Raw genomic sequence first — 14,478 nt, 5'->3', positions numbered from 1 at the left:
ACGACCAAACGACGCCAGGTAACCCACGTCAACCTCGTTTGGAAGAAATCCGTCAATTGTTGAAGGACCAATTCTAAACGGCACATAATCTAAATAATGACAAAACGCCCCAGGTCCGCAGCCATGAACCTGGGGCGTTTTTTCAGTTGTTAGTCTGCGTGGACGATAAATGTATTAACACGTGATGTTCGTGAAACAAATTCCGTGACAGAACCTTGCATTAAGCGTTCGACGGCGTTCATGCCAGTTGCACCGATGACGATTAAATCGATGTCATATTGGGTGGGAATCACTTTAGCGATAATGTTTTTAGGATTGCCGGTTTCGCTGATGACAGTCAAATTAGTGACACCGGCCTGCTTGGCTTCAGTAGCAAAGCGTTCTAAGAGTGCTTTACTTTGTGTAATCGCGTTTTCTTCTAACTCATGTGAGTAATGTGCCACGTCTTTTAATTTATTCGTATCAACCACGTTTAAGATGTACAGGTGGCGTGATGGCGTGTTATTGACAATTTCGACAGCTGTTGCGAAGGCGGCTTCTGATTCCTTTGATCCGTCTACAGGCGCTAAAATATGTTGATAGTTATGGATTGATTGCATCGCTGATTTCCCCTCAAAATGTTCATTGCCTTTATTGTACACGATTCAAACAAAACCCGGCTATTCTCTGTGGAGAAGGGTATAATGATGGGTAAATAAGTTAAAAACGAGGCCAGTAAAATGGAATATCGAACATTATCAAACGGTGTTGCCATGCCAGTATTGGGGTACGGTATGGCACAAGTGCAGGGACCCGAGGCGGTGCAAGCAGTTAAAGACGCCATTGCAGCGGGGTACCGGGCGATTGATACAGCTGTCATTTATGATAATGAGGCTGACATCGGCCAGGGAATTGCCGAATCCAATGTCAATCGATCAGATTTATTTCTGACAACCAAGGTTTGGGTGCAGGACATGACTTATGAGGGGGCAAAGGCGTCAGTAACGCGGTCCCTTGAATTGCTACAAACGGACTATTTAGATTTGGTGCTATTACACCACCCAATTGGAGATATTTGGGGTGCTTGGCGAGCGTTAGAAGAACTATATGGCGCAGGAAAAATTCGGGCGATTGGTGTGTCGAATTTTTCACCAGCATTGTTAGCCCAGTTTATTGCGCTTAATGATATCGCACCGATGGTTAATCAAATTGAAAACCATCCATTCCACCAACAGGTTGATAAGGTAGCATATTTCCAAGAGCAAGGTGTTTTGGTGGAGGCTTGGGCACCGTTCGCTGAGGGGATGCATGATGTCTTCCATTCACCAATTTTGACCGCGATTGCTGATAATCATGGCAAGTCAGTTGGTCATGTCATGCTACGATGGTTGTTGCAACGGGGGATTAGTACCATTCAGAAGTCAATGAAGCCAGCACGGATGCGCGATAATTTAAATGTGTTCGATTTTGAATTAACTGAACCAGAAATGGCTGCGATTGCTACAATGAATACCGGGGAAACTTTGTTTGGCGGTTCAGATGATCCGGATGTTGCACACGTTGAGAAGATGCTGAACTGGACAGTCACACACTAAGATAGGATAACAAGATGGGATTTATTATCATATTGATTTTGGTTGCACTGTTTGTGTACACACAATCACGTAAGCGACATCATGACCATGAGATGCGCCGAAAGGCTGACTACCTCGAAGGCAAGTTTGAAGACATCACTAAAAAGTAAACATGAAGCGTCAATTCAGATTAATGAGTTGGCGCTTTTTGCCTATCGTCAGGGGCCGAATTACCCTGTATAATAGACATTGACAGAAAAAATTAGAGAGATAGGAGGCGCGATAAAATATGGACATTGCAGAAATGAAGACGCGCCAGTCTCACATTCGTAACTTTAGTATCGTGGCGCACATTGACCACGGTAAGTCGACGATTTCAGATCGTATTCTGGAAGCAACGCACACGGTTACCGAGCGTGAGATGCAAAATCAATTGTTGGACACGATGGATTTGGAACGTGAGCGTGGTATCACGATTAAGATGAACGCCGTTGAAGTTCACTACAAGGCGAATGATGGCGAGACGTACATCTTCCACTTGGTTGATACACCAGGTCACGTCGACTTCTCCTACGAAGTATCTCGTTCATTGGCTGCGGCTGATGGTGCGATTTTGGTTGTTGACGCCGCCCAAGGTGTTGAAGCCCAAACGTTGGCAAACGTTTACTTGGCATTGGAAAACGACTTGGAAATCTTGCCATTGATCAACAAAATTGACTTGCCAGCTGCTGATCCAGAAGCTGTCCGGACTGAAATCGAAGATGTTATTGGTATTGACGCATCTGAAGCAGTTTTGGCATCGGCTAAGCAAGGGATCGGTATTCCAGAACTGCTTGAGCAAATCGTGGCAAAGATTCCCGCACCAGAGGGGGATTTGGAAGCGCCATTGCAAGCGTTGATTTTTGACTCAGCCTATGATTCCTACAAGGGGGTTATTTTGACCGTCCGGGTGAAGGAAGGTGTTATGAAGCCGGGTGATAAGATTCGCTTCATGAACTCGGGGGCTGAATATGAAGTCACAGAAGTTGGTGTTAACTCACCACACCCTGTGAAACGTGATTTCTTGATGGCTGGTGATATTGGTTATGTTGCTGCCTCAATTAAGAACATCCGTGACGCTCGCCCTGGTGATACGATTACGTCGGTTAAGAACCCAGCGGCGGAAGCGTTGCCAGGTTATCAACCAATGACGCCAATGGTGTACTCAGGTTTGTACCCAACAGATAACTCAAAGTACAATGACTTACGTGAAGCGCTTGAAAAGTTGCAATTGAACGATGCGTCATTGGAATTCGAGCCTGAAACGTCACAAGCATTAGGGTTTGGTTTCCGTACGGGGTTCTTGGGCTTGTTGCACATGGATGTTGTGCAAGAACGACTTGAACGTGAATTCGATATGGAATTGATCACGACGGCGCCATCTGTAACGTACCACGCGTATACAACAGACGGTGAAATGGTTGAAGTGGCCAACCCATCAGAATTACCTGAAGCTAGCGCCATCAAGTGGATTGAAGAGCCATACGTGCACGCTCAGATTATGGTGCCGAACGAGTACGTTGGGGCAGTTATGGAATTGGCACAACAAAAGCGTGGTGAATTTGATACGATGGATTACTTGGACCAAAACCGAGTTAACGTGAAGTACTACATTCCGTTGTCAGAAATCATCTTTGACTTCTTCGATAAGTTGAAGTCAAACACGCGAGGTTACGCGTCATTAGATTACGAGATTTCAGGATATCGTCAGTCTGACTTGGTTAAGATTGATATCTTATTGAATGGTGATAAGGTCGATGCCTTGAGCTTTATCGTGCACAAGGACTTTGCACAAGAACGTTCACGGATTATTACGGCAAAGTTGAAGCAAATTATTCCACGTCGTAATTTTGAAATTCCAGTGCAAGCGGCCATCGGATCAAAGATTGTCTCACGTTCAACGATTAAGGCCTACCGTAAGGACGTTACGTCAAAGATCCACACGGGTGACCCTGATCGTCGTGCAAAGTTGTTGGATAAGCAAAAGCGTGGTAAGAAGCGCATGAAGGCGGTTGGAACGGTTGATGTACCGCAAGAAGCCTTTATGGCGGTACTTAAGGCCGAAGACGACACAGAATTTGCAAAGGGTGCCAACCATTAAGCGCGTTTTACGTGACGACATTTGGAAATTTCTTTGGTTAAGAGTCTACCATTCTTACTGAAGATATGTTATTATATTCAGGTTAAATAAACTGACTCTGGTTCTTATAGATTCAGGGCGATAAGGAGAAACACGATGAAGGCTGATATCCACCCAGATTACCACCAAGTGGTTTTCGTTGATTCAACTACTGGTTACAAGCTATTGACTGGTTCAACTCGTACTTCAAACGAGACGATCGAGTTCGAAGGTGCTGAGTACCCAATGATCCGTGTTGAAGTTACGTCAGATTCACACCCATTCTACACTGGTAAGCAAAAGTTTACTACTGCCGATGGTGCGGTCGACAAGTTCAACAAGAAGTATGGACTTGCCTAAGGGCAATTCATCAGAAACGCCGGTATATAGGTTTAAACGCCTATATACCGGCGTTTTCTTTTGTTTTCGTATAACCAATTATCCACGATAAAAACCAGCTAAAATTTATTTTTGGGCACACTCGGGCACAAAATGGGCACACAAATTTAGTCATCAAATAGAGCCAACGTCTTGTCAGACTCAGAGTTTCTTTTGGTAGATAGCAAATGAAAATAAGTGTTCTGTGTAATTGTTACTGAGCTATGTCCAAGACGCTCACTAACGTACGCAACGTCAATTCCTTTACTAATTAAAAAGCTGGCGTGAGTGTGACGTAGTCCGTGTAGCGTGATTGGCTTAATGCCAAGTTCTTTAATCAGCTTACGAAGATAGTGGGATGGAACGGACTGAGTCGTTTTTTCACCAAAGATATGTTCTTCTAATTTTGGATATGCTTTTAGAAAACGTTCAAATTGTATAAAGTAGCGATCGGGCATTGCGATAACACGTGTAGACTTTCTTGTCTTGGGTGTAGTGTACTCGTAAGGTGGCCGATTCGTCTTTGTTTTCGTCACAGAGATTGTTTTATCTGCCACATTAATATCTTTCAACGTGAGCGCTAAAATTTCGCCAGCACGCATGCCAGAGAGTGCTGCAGTATATATTGCAAAGTGTGGAGCAGTTATTGGTTTGTTTTGAATGTACTCCAATAACTTGTCTAAGTCGTATTCTTCGAGGAATTTTAGTTCTCCAGCTTTGCTTTCAGCCCCTTTAAATTTAGCACCATGTGTGGGGTCTAGTGACAGGATACCGTCACTAAAGGCCTCTTTAATCGGCATTGCAACTCGCATTGAAACTTGGCGAACGGTGCTTGAATGATGATTAACAGCATATTCATCAAGAAACTTTTGATAACGTCGCCGAGTTAAATTTTCCAGTTTTACGTTCTTAAAGTATTCGTGCACAATTTTTTGAGTAGCAAGATGATTTAAACGCGTCTGCTGTTTGATGCCAGATTCCAGATGACGTTCGAGCCAGTCGTCATAGAATTCAGTGAATAGAACACGGGTTTTATCAATCTCAACACCAGAATTCAACTTTGCCAGTAAGTCCGCCTCCCAGGCTTTGGCAGCAGCCTTAGTTGAAAAATCGCTCTTTGTCCATCGTCGTCGCTTACCTTCAATAGTCTTGCTGACGACAACTCGATACTTTTTACCTAACTTTGATACCGACATATCAACTTAAACCTAACCTTTATCTAAAAATTTTAGGTAGTTTAAAGACATGCCCAGGTCTGGTACAATTAAATGCATAAGCAGGACGTTGCTGTTCTGTTTTGGATAACGCGCACATTTCCTTGTTTGGTCGCAGGATGTGCGTATTTTTTGTTATAACAAAAAATTGTTAACGGTATTCTGTCTGATAGAGGTATTTGAAGTATGAAATTTGGTATGCGGAAGCCAAGTCCCATGCGTTCTATTAAAGCTAGGACAACTGGTAAGGCTAATCGGGCAGTTAAGCAGGCAATTATTCCAGGTTATGGTCAGAAGGGCATGGGCTGGTTAACAGACCCTAAGAAAGCGGCTTACAACAAAGTCTATAAAAAGACCACTTTTAGTATTTTCGATCTATTCAAATAATTCATCAGTACTTTGCCACCTGAACGGGTGGCTTTTTTATGTATCCCGACAAAAGCGGGTATAGTCTGTGAAAAATAATTAATACCTGTTAGATGCCATAATAATAGCTAGTACTACGAAAACTGTATACAGAACAAATACAGCGAACGAAATAATAAATTGTACTAGTCCTGCACGATTCCAAGTTGCTTGAACGGCCTTGAAGGTATCGACATCCTTGTATTCCCCTTTTTGCCAAGCCCACTCATTTCCCTTGAACCCAACAATAAATATCCAAATAATGTTGAAAATTGGGATCAACATCAACAGTGGTAGGTATGTCTTATTTCCAATACCCCAAAAAATGTTGTACATAAATGCGCCCCAGTTCCAACCTTTAACTTCTGCTGGTACGTTCGTTGAATTTTCTTCTAACATAGTTGTACTCCTTAATCTTTTAACGTGATTACTGTCTGCACGTACGTATGTCGCCTCAAACTACTGTCTTTTTTAATCTATCTCAATGCCTTTTTCTTTTAAGTTTTCAATACACTCTGTTAAATAGACGTTGTCGTGCTCCGGGTAAATCGGTGAAGTCAGAACTTCACTTGATAGTGAAATATAAGAATCTTCCTTAGTTCCACGATACAGGGGGTCTAACCATAATTCGTTAGGTGTATACCCGCGACTTAGCATCTCGTTCATTATTAGTTGGTGATATTGAAATAATTTATATGGTGAGTGGTCAAAGACGTAATTCACAGTTGCATGTTTCTTGCCCCAACCACCGCCGCGAAGTGCACAACACTCTCTATGTTGACCCAGCAATTGCTGACGAGGGAGTTTGGGGATTAAAGATTCGTGCCACAATCTCATATTAATAATTCCTTTCTAAATAACGTTGTTAGTACGTCCAATTTTTAAAGAAGCAAAGATAGATAAAATTAGCTATTGCGAAACCAATTATCCATGCAGCAGCTACATATTTAAAATAAGATCCTTTCGTTTTAAAGTAAGCATATAGAGATAGAGAGACTAGCAATAATAATGTGTTGACGATGATTAAAATTGTACGTACCAAACGAATGCCTCGCTTTCATGCTTGCATAACCGCTTCGCGGGCCATATCTTCAAAGTAAGAAGGCAGTCCCAAGGATTCCATAAAATTAATGTAATTACGATATTCAACAGGCGTGTCTTGGAATACATACTTAGCGATCATATGCATCGCTTGTTCGTGTGCAATGCGCTCGGATGATTTAGTTGCCCCGATAGAAAAAGCATAAACACGATTTTGTTCAACACTACCAAATAAAATGTGTGATAATTCATGCGCTAATCTAAATGCCACTGACACGTTATTATTACTATTTCTATTGATAATAACCTTACGTTGAGATGGAACGCTTAAATCGGGAGTATAGGTGTCCAACTCTTCGCTAAAAACTACCTTAATATCATTTCTAATAGCAATAAATAATAGATAGTTTATGAGGTCAGTCATCCATGTCCTCCAGAATTCGGCGAATTATGCGCATTTCTGCCTCTGGTATATCTTTACCGTCATACTTAAGGATAGGAGTAGAGTCAATAAACTCTTTTAAATCATCTGGAGCGTCTTTCTTATTAATGTGGATCTCATCAGTGTTACCTAATAGGTAGTCTACTGATACGCCGAGGACGTCTGCCACGGCTTGCACATTATTGTGACTAGGCTCTTTTGTTTTCCAAGAATATATGGTGTTCTTACCCAGATGAGCCATTTCATTAACCTTAGTAAGGTTATAGCCTCTGAGTTTAGAAACTTCTTTTATTCGTTCCAATACTGTCATATCAAGGGTTTCTCCTGAATATGATGAAGTGAAATTAGTCTAAGTCTAAATAAAAGGTTGCAATATTTTAGACTTAGGCTTATATTTAATTCATCAAGTAATTGAGCAACAAAAAACAGACCTAAAATAATCAATGCTTTGGCGAGCAAATGTTGATATACAGGCGTTTATTGTGCTTTTTCGTATGCCTTTATATTAGACCTAGTCTAAAAATAAGTCAACAACTTGATAATAAAAAAACAGAAAGGAGTGTGTGTTATGTATCTTCATGAGGCAGTAAAAAAGGCCATGGAATCCGGTGAGGGATTGACACGGCCAAACAATGAAACTTTGTACATTCCTACGAATACGATGTACGGAATTCTAGTTGTTATCGGTAATGACACTTTAAGGATAACCCTACGTTGGCAACCAAATGCAGATGACTTAGTCGCCAATGATTGGCAGGTCACGCCAGGCGCTACAACAAATCAAGTGCTAATTGGGTTAAAAGAAGCTCAACGATAACGTTACTGCCATAACCTCTTGTAACGTAGTGATTGTTAATTAAATCAGCGGATGCTTGTGCAACTTCCTGTTTAGAATAATTAGTTTTTTCAAGATACTGAAATATTGGAATTCCGGCACCCACTATAAGTTTTGGATTAGTTACTTCAATCATATCCAAAAGAATTTCTTTTGATTTATCTGGCAACATGATTTTTCCTTTCGAACATATAAGGGAATACCCCTACAACACTTACAGATTAAATGTTATCACAAAAAAACAAGGGAGGTTGCGACATGACAGCAACAACAATTGAAGAACAAGAAGAGGCGCTAAAGCGCAAAGTGAAGAAGCGCATCACTGACGAGATGTGGGAACGAAATGATATGAAGCAATTTCAACTCGCCGAGATGATTGGCGAAGGGGTTTCTCAAACGAATCGAGCGATTAACGGTGAAACTTCACCAAAGTCACGAGTGATTCGCAAGAAGATTTTCACGTTGTTTAACATCACAGACTTATAAGGAGAAATAAACATGACAAACGAACTGATTAAGGTTCAAACGAATCAAGAAGGTGAGCAACGGGTGAGCGCTCGTGTATTACACAAGGGATTAGGTGTTAAAGAGCGATTCAGTTTATGGTTTCGACGATATGAAGATATGTATGTAGAAGGATCAGATTTTACAAGTGTAGGTTTACCTACGGTTGTAAATAATGGAGCCGTACGTACTTTACAAGATTATTCCTTAACAACAGATATGGCTAAGAATGTAGCGATGATGTCTAAGACGGCTAAAAGTCAGGAAGTTCGAGACTACTTCATCGCAGTTGAGAAAGAACATAAAGCGTTGATGGCAGACCCACGTATTCAAATGGCGATGGGCTTGAAGTCAGCTCAACTGATGTTAGACCACAAGGACAAGATCATCGGAGAAATGACTCCCAAGGCTTTGTTTGCTGATGCAGTGTCAGCTAGTCAGTCATCAATTCTGATTGGTGAGTTGGCAAAGCTGCTTAAGCAAAACGGCGTAGATATGGGACAGAACCGTTTGTTCGGTTATCTCCGTGAAAACGGTTATCTGGTTAAGCGACAAGGGTCCGACCGGAACATGCCAACACAGAAGAGCATGGAGCTTGGCTTGTTTGAGATTAAGGAGCACAACCACATCAATTCTAATGGTGTGAACGTGACCACTAAGACTCCCAAGGTGACGGGCAAGGGGCAACAATATTTCATTAACAAGTTTCTTGGTGAAACTAAGGCTTTATTGGAGGTGTAGGTATGGGAGAGTTAGTAACATGTCACTGGCAGAATTAATCAATGATGGCCTGCGTTTAAAGGGCAACAAGACCCGTTATTGGTTAGCGAATGTAACGGGTGTATCTATCGCAGCGTTATATGACGTAACGAATGGAAAACGGAATAGGTTAACTTTACCATCCATGGTTAAGTTGGCCATTGCGTTGGATTTGGATTTAAACGAATTGAAGAAGATTGATTGGAAGTAATAAATATGACAAATGAAGTCAAAGGTTTGAAGACAAAGGCAAGTGTAAGGCAAACGTTGCCTGCTGAATTATGGTTGTGGGTCGGTGTCAAGGAAGCGGCAGCAATGCTGAATTACAGTGAAAGTCGATTTAACGAAGTAATTCGGTATTCACAACGATTTAAAGATATGGCGATTGAGCAAAAGCCAGGGCAATTTTCGGTTGATTTATTACGACGATTTGGTCGTGGAGAGTATCGATGACTGATTACGCAGTAGGTTACGCAATTTTCGCAATTGTAGGTCTGGTTGTATTCATGGCGTGGTTGTTAGATTTCATGGAACAACACGAAGTCCACGTTCGGCCGATGACCGAACAACGTATTAACGAATTAACGGAGGAAAAGGAAGATGTGGATCATTGATGCATTGAAGTTGGTAGGTTGGCAGGCATTGCAAGCTACGTTGCTGTTTGTAGCCGCTGGGTGGTTAGTGATTGCGAACCGAGTTCGTTTGGCGTGGTTCTTGAAGGGCATCTTGCGAATGGTTGTTTATCCGTTCGTATTGTTAGCTAACGGTTACGATGCTGCCGAAGCGTTGAAGCCAACTGGAAAGTTGGTGCGCTATGAAGATTAGCGATTATCAAACGGTTCTTAACCTTGCAGAAGGTCGTGGGTTCTTCAACTGTGAAGTGCAAACATTGCCGGTTGGTGGTGTACGTGTCGGCTTTAAGACTAAGCGTGGTGGACAGGTTTGGTTCGATGATAAGCAACAAGCAATTAATCATGTATTGGAGGTTACAAATGGACTATAAGGGGCCAATGGGTGTTGGCGATATTCACTACAACTTTGCAAAGCCTGTGAAGTTTGATGTCGAAGCAGAGAAGGAACGAATTCGCAAAAGTGCAGTTGAACGGCCAAAGAAGGCATTGTCTGAATATGAACGGCGGTATCGTCGATTTGCGAAATTCCTATCGGATTACATGGTTGGGAAGAATGCTGATGAACGCGATGATTTAGTATCCCAGGCAAGCCAAGTGTCTGGCATGTCATTCATTACTGCTAGTAATTCACGGTATCTCGGACGTTTTTTACGGGAACGCAGCGAAGCTGAGTTAGAAGATACACCTTTCAACAAGCCGAATATAACGTCGGCGGTTGGTTACGAAGATAGATATAAAACATTCAAACAGGCTATGGATTCCAAGCGACCTGAACAATCGTTTTCAGATATTGCGACACCGATTGCTAAACAGCTACGAATGAGCCTGGCATCGTTATACAACACAAAGTACAAGGGTCGATACGACAAGGAAAAGAAAAACGCCTAACGGGTGCAACCGTTAAGCGTCGGAGTAAATCAGTTTGAGAATAGATTTTACTCCTCAAGGGTAACACAGGGGGCATGTAATGAAAAATGAATTGCGAGTTGAAGCACAACGACACATGAACCGAGCGTTCAGGGCAGAACAACGGGATAACAATGACGGAACTGTTTCGGAGTTTGAAACGGGCGTTGCTGATGTTTTGAATTGGGTGGCTGAATATGTTCGATGAATTAATTGATCCGCCTGATGATGAAAGGCCTTGGGGAGAAGATTTTGAAGGCGAAGAAGTAGCCCAAGGTACAGAAGGTTGGGACACAGATGAAGGATTTGTTCCGGATGAAAAAGAAAAGCTCAAGTCCTATATGGAATTAGTTGGGCATCGGACAATAGCGGAGGATTAAAATGTTGCGACGAAATGAATATAACCCAGCACCTGAACTGATGGAATCATTGGCAAAAGTGCAATTGAACATGGTGCAACCAACCAAGACTAAGTCTGGTCACTTTGGTAAGTATGCCGACTTGGCTGACATTGATAGCGCCGTACGATTAGCGATTAAGTCATCTAGTGAGCCACTCGCTTACACGCAATCAATCAATACTGACATTGATTCAAATGGCAAGCGAATGGCACAGATTGTCACTACGATTACTCACTCATCTGGTGAATACATCGAAGTGGAAGGTTTGCCGGTTGAGTTCGGAACAACGCCACAACAGATGTTGGCCAATACAACTTATGCACGACGTGGAAGTCTAGCGGCTGCATTCGGAATTGTTGCTGATGATGACGACGACGGTGAGAACATCACGGCATTAAAGCAAGAGCAAATTAAACACGATAATGTTCGCAAGGCGATCATTGCTAAATTGAAGGAAGTTTTGAAATCAGTACCAAAAGAGAAGTTGGAGCAAGTGTTCGCTACTGGAGGTATGACTTCTAAAGACAATAACGATACGCAACTTAACAAGTTGTCAGCCGACAAAGCTTCATTGTTAGCAGGTGCTGCCATATTCGCTAAGAACGACGCTGGTATCGAGTAATGGATATTTGGGGGCGTATCACTAACATCAGCGGTAACAGAGTAACGATGTCGGTTGAAGATGCACAAGAGTTGGCAACTTTGTCACTCTATACTTCTGAAGAACAACCCCAGGCAGTCATTAGTATCGCTGATGAGCGAAGTATCAGTCGTATACAACGCAAAAAAGCATATGCAATTATCGGTGAGATAGCGAAGTGGTCAGGATATACACCGGAAGAAGCTAAGGAGTGGATGAAATTCTACTACGAGGCAGAAACAGGTGATCAACATTTCTCGTTTGTTGATACAGATATGACAACAGCACGTAATTTCATCTCATACCTGCTTGATTACGCAGTTAAGAACCACATCCCGATGTCTAAGAGCGGTTTGGCATATATGGACGATGTAGAAGCCTACATGTATTCATCGTTGAGTCATCGAAGTTGTGTGGTGTGTGGACGCCCTGCTGATGTTCACCACATTGACACCGTTGGAATGGGTAACGACCGAAATCTGGTAGACCACAGAGAAAAGAACCTGATTGCATTATGCCGAGTTCACCACAATGAAGCACACAACATTGGGTGGCCAGCATTCGAACAGAAGTATCACGTTAAGGGTATCAAGTTAGACCCTGAAACATTGCAACGTCTTGGAATTATGACGTTCAAGCGAATGGAGGAAATAGCTAATGAATCACGTCGCATTAATCGGACGGCTCACTAAGGACCCGGAACTTAAGTACACCACGTCAGGCGCAGCAGTTGCGTCGGGAACAATTGCAGTCAATCGAGATTTTACTAACGCAAATGGAGAGCGTGAGAGTGACTTTATCAACTTTGTGATTTGGCGCAAGGCTGCCGAAAACATTGTCAATATGACCGCTAAGGGTTCACAGATTGGCCTGGAAGGTTCGTGGCAAACACGAATCTATGAGAACCAACAAGGACAGCGTGTATACGTTTCTGAACTAGTGGTAAGTAACTTTACTCTAGTTGAAACAAAAGAACAGACAGAGCAACGCAAGGGGCAATCAGCACAACAAGGTAATGGTGGGTTCAATAGTAAGCCACCACAAAACAACTTCAATGGTCAGCAAGCATCTCAACAAGGCGGTTTCTCGCCTAATGATATGTACGGTAAAGACTTACCGCCGTTGAACGATGATGATCTTCCATTTTAAGGAGTGAACAATGGCAGAGAAACGATATTTTTGGTTGAAGTTGCAACAAGACTTCTTCGGTCGTAAAGAAATTAAAATGTTACGTCGAATTGCTGGTGGCGATACCTACACGGTTATCTATCTGAAAATGCTTTTAAAAAGTTTACAGACTGACGGAAAGCTATATTACGAGGGTATCAGCAATGACTTTATCGAAGAGATTGCGCTAGATATTGATGAGGATTACGAAAACGTCTCAGTTACGGTTAATTACCTTCGCAGTAAGGGACTGTTAATCGATAGCGGTGTTGATGAAGTTGAGTTAACCAGTGTTAAATCATTGGTTGGATCAGAAAGTTCTGGTGCTGAACGAAAGCGCCGTCAACGTGAGCGTGAACGAACATTAATTGAGACGAAGCGTGACAATGTCACGGGCCAGTCACGGTTGGGTCACGTAGAGATAGAGTTAGAGAAAGAGATAGATATAGAGCAAGAGGTAGAAACGCCGGCTATGCCGACCGACCTTTCAGTTCGTCAACAAATTATGCAAACAGTTGGTGAAAATGGCTTTTCAGATGTGCTTTCACCACACCAACTAGAACGACTGGTGGATTATGTTGAAGGTGACGGATTAAGTGTTGATGTTATTGCCAAAGCAATTGCTGATGCATCTGATAAGAACATTAGGAAGTTTAACTATATCAAAGCAATTCTAGAATCTAAGGTGAAGCAAGGAATTAAAACACTTGCTGATTGGAAAGTTTCGGAAGGCAAGCACCAACAAAAACAGGTGAATGATCAGGTGCCAGATTGGATGCGTGAACTTAACGACGAACTGGAGGGCAGCTAATGAATACTACAAGCGATTGGGTACGTGAGTTGCGACAACGTGGGTTAACACCTAAGACGTTGACACCAGAAGAGCGTGCTGAAAAAGAAAAGGCCGATGCTGAACACATTACTAAAGCGTGGCAAGCACAAGAGCGCGTTAAATATCAGCGTATGAGCTTGTGGGGCGAGACAGAGACGCGTTCTTTTGAGTTTGAAGACTGGAACCCACAAAAGCAACGAAACGAGCAGACAGCGCGCGATATTGGCAATCAGGCATATGCAATGACAAATGAGATGCGTAACGGACTGTTCAATGTGTTCCTATTCGGTCGAGCTGGTGCTGGTAAAACATCGTTGGCATTGGCAATGATGAGCCGATTAAGCAATCGCTACACAACGATGTTCGTGTCGGTTGTTGAATGGCGCAACTTGAAATTTAAGTCATTCAAGGACAACAAGGTTGCTGAACGTCTGAACCTAACAGAGAAGTTTATGCGTGAAGTAGAAGTGTTGGTTCTTGATGATTTTGGAAAAGAGACACAGGCCGAAGCAAAAGAGACCGTGTCGTCAATGCTATTTGAATTAGCGGACGCTAGAAGAGGCAAGGCGACGATTATCACGTCAAACGATGATTTGACCGGATTGGCGTTG

General features: G+C 42.5%; 28 protein-coding genes. 21 read left to right on the top strand and 7 right to left on the bottom strand.

Going from position 1 to position 14,478, the window contains the following annotated elements; genetic code table 11:
* Window positions 1–149: 149 nt before the first annotated feature.
* Window positions 150–599: a universal stress protein gene (locus tag ACJ28U_RS00665; RefSeq protein ID WP_407618071.1), complete on the bottom strand. Its 450-nt coding sequence runs from the start codon at window positions 597–599 to the stop codon at window positions 150–152.
* A gap of 120 nt (window positions 600–719) precedes the next feature.
* Between ACJ28U_RS00665 and ACJ28U_RS00660 the strand changes: the two genes are divergently transcribed.
* The 4 genes from ACJ28U_RS00660 to ACJ28U_RS00645 all read left to right on the top strand — a co-directional run bounded on the left by ACJ28U_RS00660 (window position 720) and on the right by ACJ28U_RS00645 (window position 4,071).
* On the top strand, window positions 720–1,574 hold the full coding sequence (locus ACJ28U_RS00660) for an aldo/keto reductase (protein WP_407618070.1): 855 nt from the start codon (window positions 720–722) through the stop codon (window positions 1,572–1,574).
* 14 nt (window positions 1,575–1,588) lie between these two features.
* Window positions 1,589–1,723, top strand: coding sequence for a hypothetical protein (locus tag ACJ28U_RS00655; RefSeq protein ID WP_277948638.1), 135 nt, complete (start codon window positions 1,589–1,591; stop codon window positions 1,721–1,723).
* 119 nt (window positions 1,724–1,842) lie between these two features.
* Window positions 1,843–3,693 (top strand): translation elongation factor 4, encoded by a 1,851-nt coding sequence (gene lepA, locus ACJ28U_RS00650; RefSeq protein ID WP_407618069.1) that lies wholly within the window; start codon window positions 1,843–1,845, stop codon window positions 3,691–3,693.
* A gap of 135 nt (window positions 3,694–3,828) precedes the next feature.
* Complete coding sequence (locus ACJ28U_RS00645) at window positions 3,829–4,071, top strand: type B 50S ribosomal protein L31 (protein WP_010374216.1); 243 nt, start codon at window positions 3,829–3,831, stop codon at window positions 4,069–4,071.
* 146 nt (window positions 4,072–4,217) lie between these two features.
* Here the strand turns inward: ACJ28U_RS00645 and ACJ28U_RS00640 are convergent, their stop codons facing one another.
* Window positions 4,218–5,285, bottom strand: a complete 1,068-nt coding sequence (locus ACJ28U_RS00640) for a site-specific integrase (protein ID WP_407618068.1) — start codon at window positions 5,283–5,285, stop codon at window positions 4,218–4,220.
* A 204-nt stretch (window positions 5,286–5,489) separates the two neighbouring features.
* Between ACJ28U_RS00640 and ACJ28U_RS00635 the strand changes: the two genes are divergently transcribed.
* A complete protein-coding gene (locus ACJ28U_RS00635) occupies window positions 5,490–5,690 on the top strand; it encodes a hypothetical protein (RefSeq protein WP_108730111.1) in 201 nt (66 codons plus the stop codon).
* Window positions 5,691–5,768: 78 nt separating this feature from the next.
* Here the strand turns inward: ACJ28U_RS00635 and ACJ28U_RS00630 are convergent, their stop codons facing one another.
* From ACJ28U_RS00630 to ACJ28U_RS00615, 4 genes are all read right to left on the bottom strand, one after another.
* Entirely contained in the window at window positions 5,769–6,107 is a 339-nt protein-coding gene (locus ACJ28U_RS00630; protein ID WP_108730112.1) for a ribonuclease G, read from the bottom strand.
* 72 nt (window positions 6,108–6,179) lie between these two features.
* On the bottom strand, window positions 6,180–6,545 hold the full coding sequence (locus tag ACJ28U_RS00625; protein WP_108730113.1) for a TIGR02328 family protein: 366 nt from the start codon (window positions 6,543–6,545) through the stop codon (window positions 6,180–6,182).
* Window positions 6,546–6,765: 220 nt separating this feature from the next.
* Window positions 6,766–7,173: an ImmA/IrrE family metallo-endopeptidase gene (locus tag ACJ28U_RS00620; protein WP_108730114.1), complete on the bottom strand. Its 408-nt coding sequence runs from the start codon at window positions 7,171–7,173 to the stop codon at window positions 6,766–6,768.
* Window positions 7,166–7,501: a helix-turn-helix domain-containing protein gene (locus tag ACJ28U_RS00615; RefSeq protein ID WP_407618067.1), complete on the bottom strand. Its 336-nt coding sequence runs from the start codon at window positions 7,499–7,501 to the stop codon at window positions 7,166–7,168. The genes ACJ28U_RS00620 and ACJ28U_RS00615 overlap by 8 nt, the downstream gene beginning before the upstream one ends.
* Window positions 7,502–7,759: 258 nt before the next feature.
* Here ACJ28U_RS00615 and ACJ28U_RS00610 point away from each other — a divergent pair, with 258 nt between their 5' ends.
* The gene (locus ACJ28U_RS00610) at window positions 7,760–8,008 is read left to right on the top strand and encodes a hypothetical protein (protein ID WP_407618066.1); all 249 of its coding nucleotides are present in this window, start codon (window positions 7,760–7,762) and stop codon (window positions 8,006–8,008) included.
* Here the strand turns inward: ACJ28U_RS00610 and ACJ28U_RS00605 are convergent.
* Window positions 7,962–8,198 carry a hypothetical protein gene (locus tag ACJ28U_RS00605; RefSeq protein WP_407618065.1) on the bottom strand — a complete coding sequence of 79 codons (237 nt, stop codon included), beginning with the start codon at window positions 8,196–8,198 and terminating at the stop codon, window positions 7,962–7,964. The genes ACJ28U_RS00610 and ACJ28U_RS00605 overlap by 47 nt on opposite strands.
* Window positions 8,199–8,284: 86 nt before the next feature.
* Here ACJ28U_RS00605 and ACJ28U_RS00600 point away from each other — a divergent pair, with 86 nt between their 5' ends.
* The 15 genes from ACJ28U_RS00600 to ACJ28U_RS00530 all read left to right on the top strand — a co-directional run.
* A complete protein-coding gene (locus ACJ28U_RS00600) occupies window positions 8,285–8,512 on the top strand; it encodes a hypothetical protein (RefSeq protein ID WP_407618064.1) in 228 nt (75 codons plus the stop codon).
* A 12-nt stretch (window positions 8,513–8,524) separates the two neighbouring features.
* Window positions 8,525–9,271, top strand: a complete 747-nt coding sequence (locus tag ACJ28U_RS00595; protein ID WP_407618063.1) for a phage antirepressor KilAC domain-containing protein — start codon at window positions 8,525–8,527, stop codon at window positions 9,269–9,271.
* A gap of 19 nt (window positions 9,272–9,290) precedes the next feature.
* On the top strand, window positions 9,291–9,500 hold the full coding sequence (locus tag ACJ28U_RS00590; protein WP_108730120.1) for a helix-turn-helix transcriptional regulator: 210 nt from the start codon (window positions 9,291–9,293) through the stop codon (window positions 9,498–9,500).
* Between the two features lie 5 nt (window positions 9,501–9,505).
* Complete coding sequence (locus tag ACJ28U_RS00585; protein WP_224228474.1) at window positions 9,506–9,742, top strand: hypothetical protein; 237 nt, start codon at window positions 9,506–9,508, stop codon at window positions 9,740–9,742.
* Window positions 9,739–9,903, top strand: a complete 165-nt coding sequence (locus ACJ28U_RS00580; protein WP_159080894.1) for a hypothetical protein — start codon at window positions 9,739–9,741, stop codon at window positions 9,901–9,903. Before ACJ28U_RS00585 ends, ACJ28U_RS00580 begins: the two co-directional genes overlap by 4 nt.
* Complete coding sequence (locus ACJ28U_RS00575) at window positions 9,890–10,114, top strand: hypothetical protein (RefSeq protein ID WP_108730121.1); 225 nt, start codon at window positions 9,890–9,892, stop codon at window positions 10,112–10,114. Before ACJ28U_RS00580 ends, ACJ28U_RS00575 begins: the two co-directional genes overlap by 14 nt.
* A complete protein-coding gene (locus ACJ28U_RS00570; RefSeq protein ID WP_108730122.1) occupies window positions 10,104–10,292 on the top strand; it encodes a hypothetical protein in 189 nt (62 codons plus the stop codon). Before ACJ28U_RS00575 ends, ACJ28U_RS00570 begins: the two co-directional genes overlap by 11 nt.
* On the top strand, window positions 10,282–10,809 hold the full coding sequence (locus ACJ28U_RS00565) for a hypothetical protein (protein WP_407618062.1): 528 nt from the start codon (window positions 10,282–10,284) through the stop codon (window positions 10,807–10,809). The genes ACJ28U_RS00570 and ACJ28U_RS00565 overlap by 11 nt, the downstream gene beginning before the upstream one ends.
* A gap of 79 nt (window positions 10,810–10,888) precedes the next feature.
* Window positions 10,889–11,035 (top strand): hypothetical protein, encoded by a 147-nt coding sequence (locus ACJ28U_RS00560; RefSeq protein ID WP_407618061.1) that lies wholly within the window; start codon window positions 10,889–10,891, stop codon window positions 11,033–11,035.
* The gene (locus tag ACJ28U_RS00555) at window positions 11,025–11,207 is read left to right on the top strand and encodes a hypothetical protein (protein ID WP_407618060.1); all 183 of its coding nucleotides are present in this window, start codon (window positions 11,025–11,027) and stop codon (window positions 11,205–11,207) included. Before ACJ28U_RS00560 ends, ACJ28U_RS00555 begins: the two co-directional genes overlap by 11 nt.
* 1 nt (window position 11,208) lies before the next feature.
* Entirely contained in the window at window positions 11,209–11,850 is a 642-nt protein-coding gene (locus ACJ28U_RS00550; RefSeq protein WP_407618059.1) for an ERF family protein, read from the top strand.
* Window positions 11,850–12,560 (top strand): putative HNHc nuclease, encoded by a 711-nt coding sequence (locus ACJ28U_RS00545; RefSeq protein WP_407618058.1) that lies wholly within the window; start codon window positions 11,850–11,852, stop codon window positions 12,558–12,560. Before ACJ28U_RS00550 ends, ACJ28U_RS00545 begins: the two co-directional genes overlap by 1 nt.
* Window positions 12,526–13,017, top strand: coding sequence for a single-stranded DNA-binding protein (ssb, locus tag ACJ28U_RS00540; RefSeq protein ID WP_407618057.1), 492 nt, complete (start codon window positions 12,526–12,528; stop codon window positions 13,015–13,017). Before ACJ28U_RS00545 ends, ssb begins: the two co-directional genes overlap by 35 nt.
* A gap of 10 nt (window positions 13,018–13,027) precedes the next feature.
* On the top strand, window positions 13,028–13,846 hold the full coding sequence (locus ACJ28U_RS00535) for a phage replisome organizer N-terminal domain-containing protein (protein ID WP_407618056.1): 819 nt from the start codon (window positions 13,028–13,030) through the stop codon (window positions 13,844–13,846).
* Window positions 13,846–14,478 (top strand): ATP-binding protein (locus ACJ28U_RS00530; RefSeq protein WP_407618055.1); only part of this gene is annotated, 633 nt, incomplete at its 3' end. The genes ACJ28U_RS00535 and ACJ28U_RS00530, both read left to right, overlap by 1 nt.

The sequence above is a fragment of the Weissella sp. MSCH1 genome (assembly GCF_045799135.1).
Classification (GTDB): domain Bacteria; phylum Bacillota; class Bacilli; order Lactobacillales; family Lactobacillaceae; genus Weissella.
The sequence above is the reverse complement of the archived record's forward strand: the minus strand, read 5'-3'. Positions and strand labels throughout refer to the sequence as shown.

Bases quoted from the DNA above. Each gene is read 5' to 3' on its own strand.
- ACJ28U_RS00645 (WP_010374216.1), top strand. From the start codon at position 3,829: ATGAAGGCTGATATCCACCCAGATTACCACCAAGTGGTTTTCGTTGAT.
- ACJ28U_RS00535 (WP_407618056.1), top strand. From the start codon at position 13,028: ATGGCAGAGAAACGATATTTTTGGTTGAAGTTGCAACAAGACTTCTTC.
- ACJ28U_RS00585 (WP_224228474.1), top strand. From the start codon at position 9,506: ATGACAAATGAAGTCAAAGGTTTGAAGACAAAGGCAAGTGTAAGGCAA.
- ACJ28U_RS00630 (WP_108730112.1), bottom strand. From the start codon at position 6,107: ATGTTAGAAGAAAATTCAACGAACGTACCAGCAGAAGTTAAAGGTTGG.
- ACJ28U_RS00565 (WP_407618062.1), top strand. From the start codon at position 10,282: ATGGACTATAAGGGGCCAATGGGTGTTGGCGATATTCACTACAACTTT.
- ACJ28U_RS00665 (WP_407618071.1), bottom strand. From the start codon at position 599: ATGCAATCAATCCATAACTATCAACATATTTTAGCGCCTGTAGACGGA.
- ACJ28U_RS00575 (WP_108730121.1), top strand. From the start codon at position 9,890: ATGTGGATCATTGATGCATTGAAGTTGGTAGGTTGGCAGGCATTGCAA.
- ACJ28U_RS00580 (WP_159080894.1), top strand. From the start codon at position 9,739: ATGACTGATTACGCAGTAGGTTACGCAATTTTCGCAATTGTAGGTCTG.
- ACJ28U_RS00605 (WP_407618065.1), bottom strand. From the start codon at position 8,198: ATGTTGCCAGATAAATCAAAAGAAATTCTTTTGGATATGATTGAAGTA.
- ACJ28U_RS00600 (WP_407618064.1), top strand. From the start codon at position 8,285: ATGACAGCAACAACAATTGAAGAACAAGAAGAGGCGCTAAAGCGCAAA.
- ACJ28U_RS00555 (WP_407618060.1), top strand. From the start codon at position 11,025: ATGTTCGATGAATTAATTGATCCGCCTGATGATGAAAGGCCTTGGGGA.
- ACJ28U_RS00655 (WP_277948638.1), top strand. From the start codon at position 1,589: ATGGGATTTATTATCATATTGATTTTGGTTGCACTGTTTGTGTACACA.
- ACJ28U_RS00595 (WP_407618063.1), top strand. From the start codon at position 8,525: ATGACAAACGAACTGATTAAGGTTCAAACGAATCAAGAAGGTGAGCAA.
- ACJ28U_RS00615 (WP_407618067.1), bottom strand. From the start codon at position 7,501: ATGACAGTATTGGAACGAATAAAAGAAGTTTCTAAACTCAGAGGCTAT.
- ACJ28U_RS00620 (WP_108730114.1), bottom strand. From the start codon at position 7,173: ATGACTGACCTCATAAACTATCTATTATTTATTGCTATTAGAAATGAT.
- ACJ28U_RS00660 (WP_407618070.1), top strand. From the start codon at position 720: ATGGAATATCGAACATTATCAAACGGTGTTGCCATGCCAGTATTGGGG.
- ACJ28U_RS00560 (WP_407618061.1), top strand. From the start codon at position 10,889: ATGAAAAATGAATTGCGAGTTGAAGCACAACGACACATGAACCGAGCG.
- ssb (WP_407618057.1), top strand. From the start codon at position 12,526: ATGAATCACGTCGCATTAATCGGACGGCTCACTAAGGACCCGGAACTT.
- ACJ28U_RS00640 (WP_407618068.1), bottom strand. From the start codon at position 5,285: ATGTCGGTATCAAAGTTAGGTAAAAAGTATCGAGTTGTCGTCAGCAAG.
- ACJ28U_RS00545 (WP_407618058.1), top strand. From the start codon at position 11,850: ATGGATATTTGGGGGCGTATCACTAACATCAGCGGTAACAGAGTAACG.
- ACJ28U_RS00610 (WP_407618066.1), top strand. From the start codon at position 7,760: ATGTATCTTCATGAGGCAGTAAAAAAGGCCATGGAATCCGGTGAGGGA.
- lepA (WP_407618069.1), top strand. From the start codon at position 1,843: ATGGACATTGCAGAAATGAAGACGCGCCAGTCTCACATTCGTAACTTT.
- ACJ28U_RS00590 (WP_108730120.1), top strand. From the start codon at position 9,291: ATGTCACTGGCAGAATTAATCAATGATGGCCTGCGTTTAAAGGGCAAC.
- ACJ28U_RS00550 (WP_407618059.1), top strand. From the start codon at position 11,209: ATGTTGCGACGAAATGAATATAACCCAGCACCTGAACTGATGGAATCA.
- ACJ28U_RS00635 (WP_108730111.1), top strand. From the start codon at position 5,490: ATGAAATTTGGTATGCGGAAGCCAAGTCCCATGCGTTCTATTAAAGCT.
- ACJ28U_RS00570 (WP_108730122.1), top strand. From the start codon at position 10,104: ATGAAGATTAGCGATTATCAAACGGTTCTTAACCTTGCAGAAGGTCGT.
- ACJ28U_RS00625 (WP_108730113.1), bottom strand. From the start codon at position 6,545: ATGAGATTGTGGCACGAATCTTTAATCCCCAAACTCCCTCGTCAGCAA.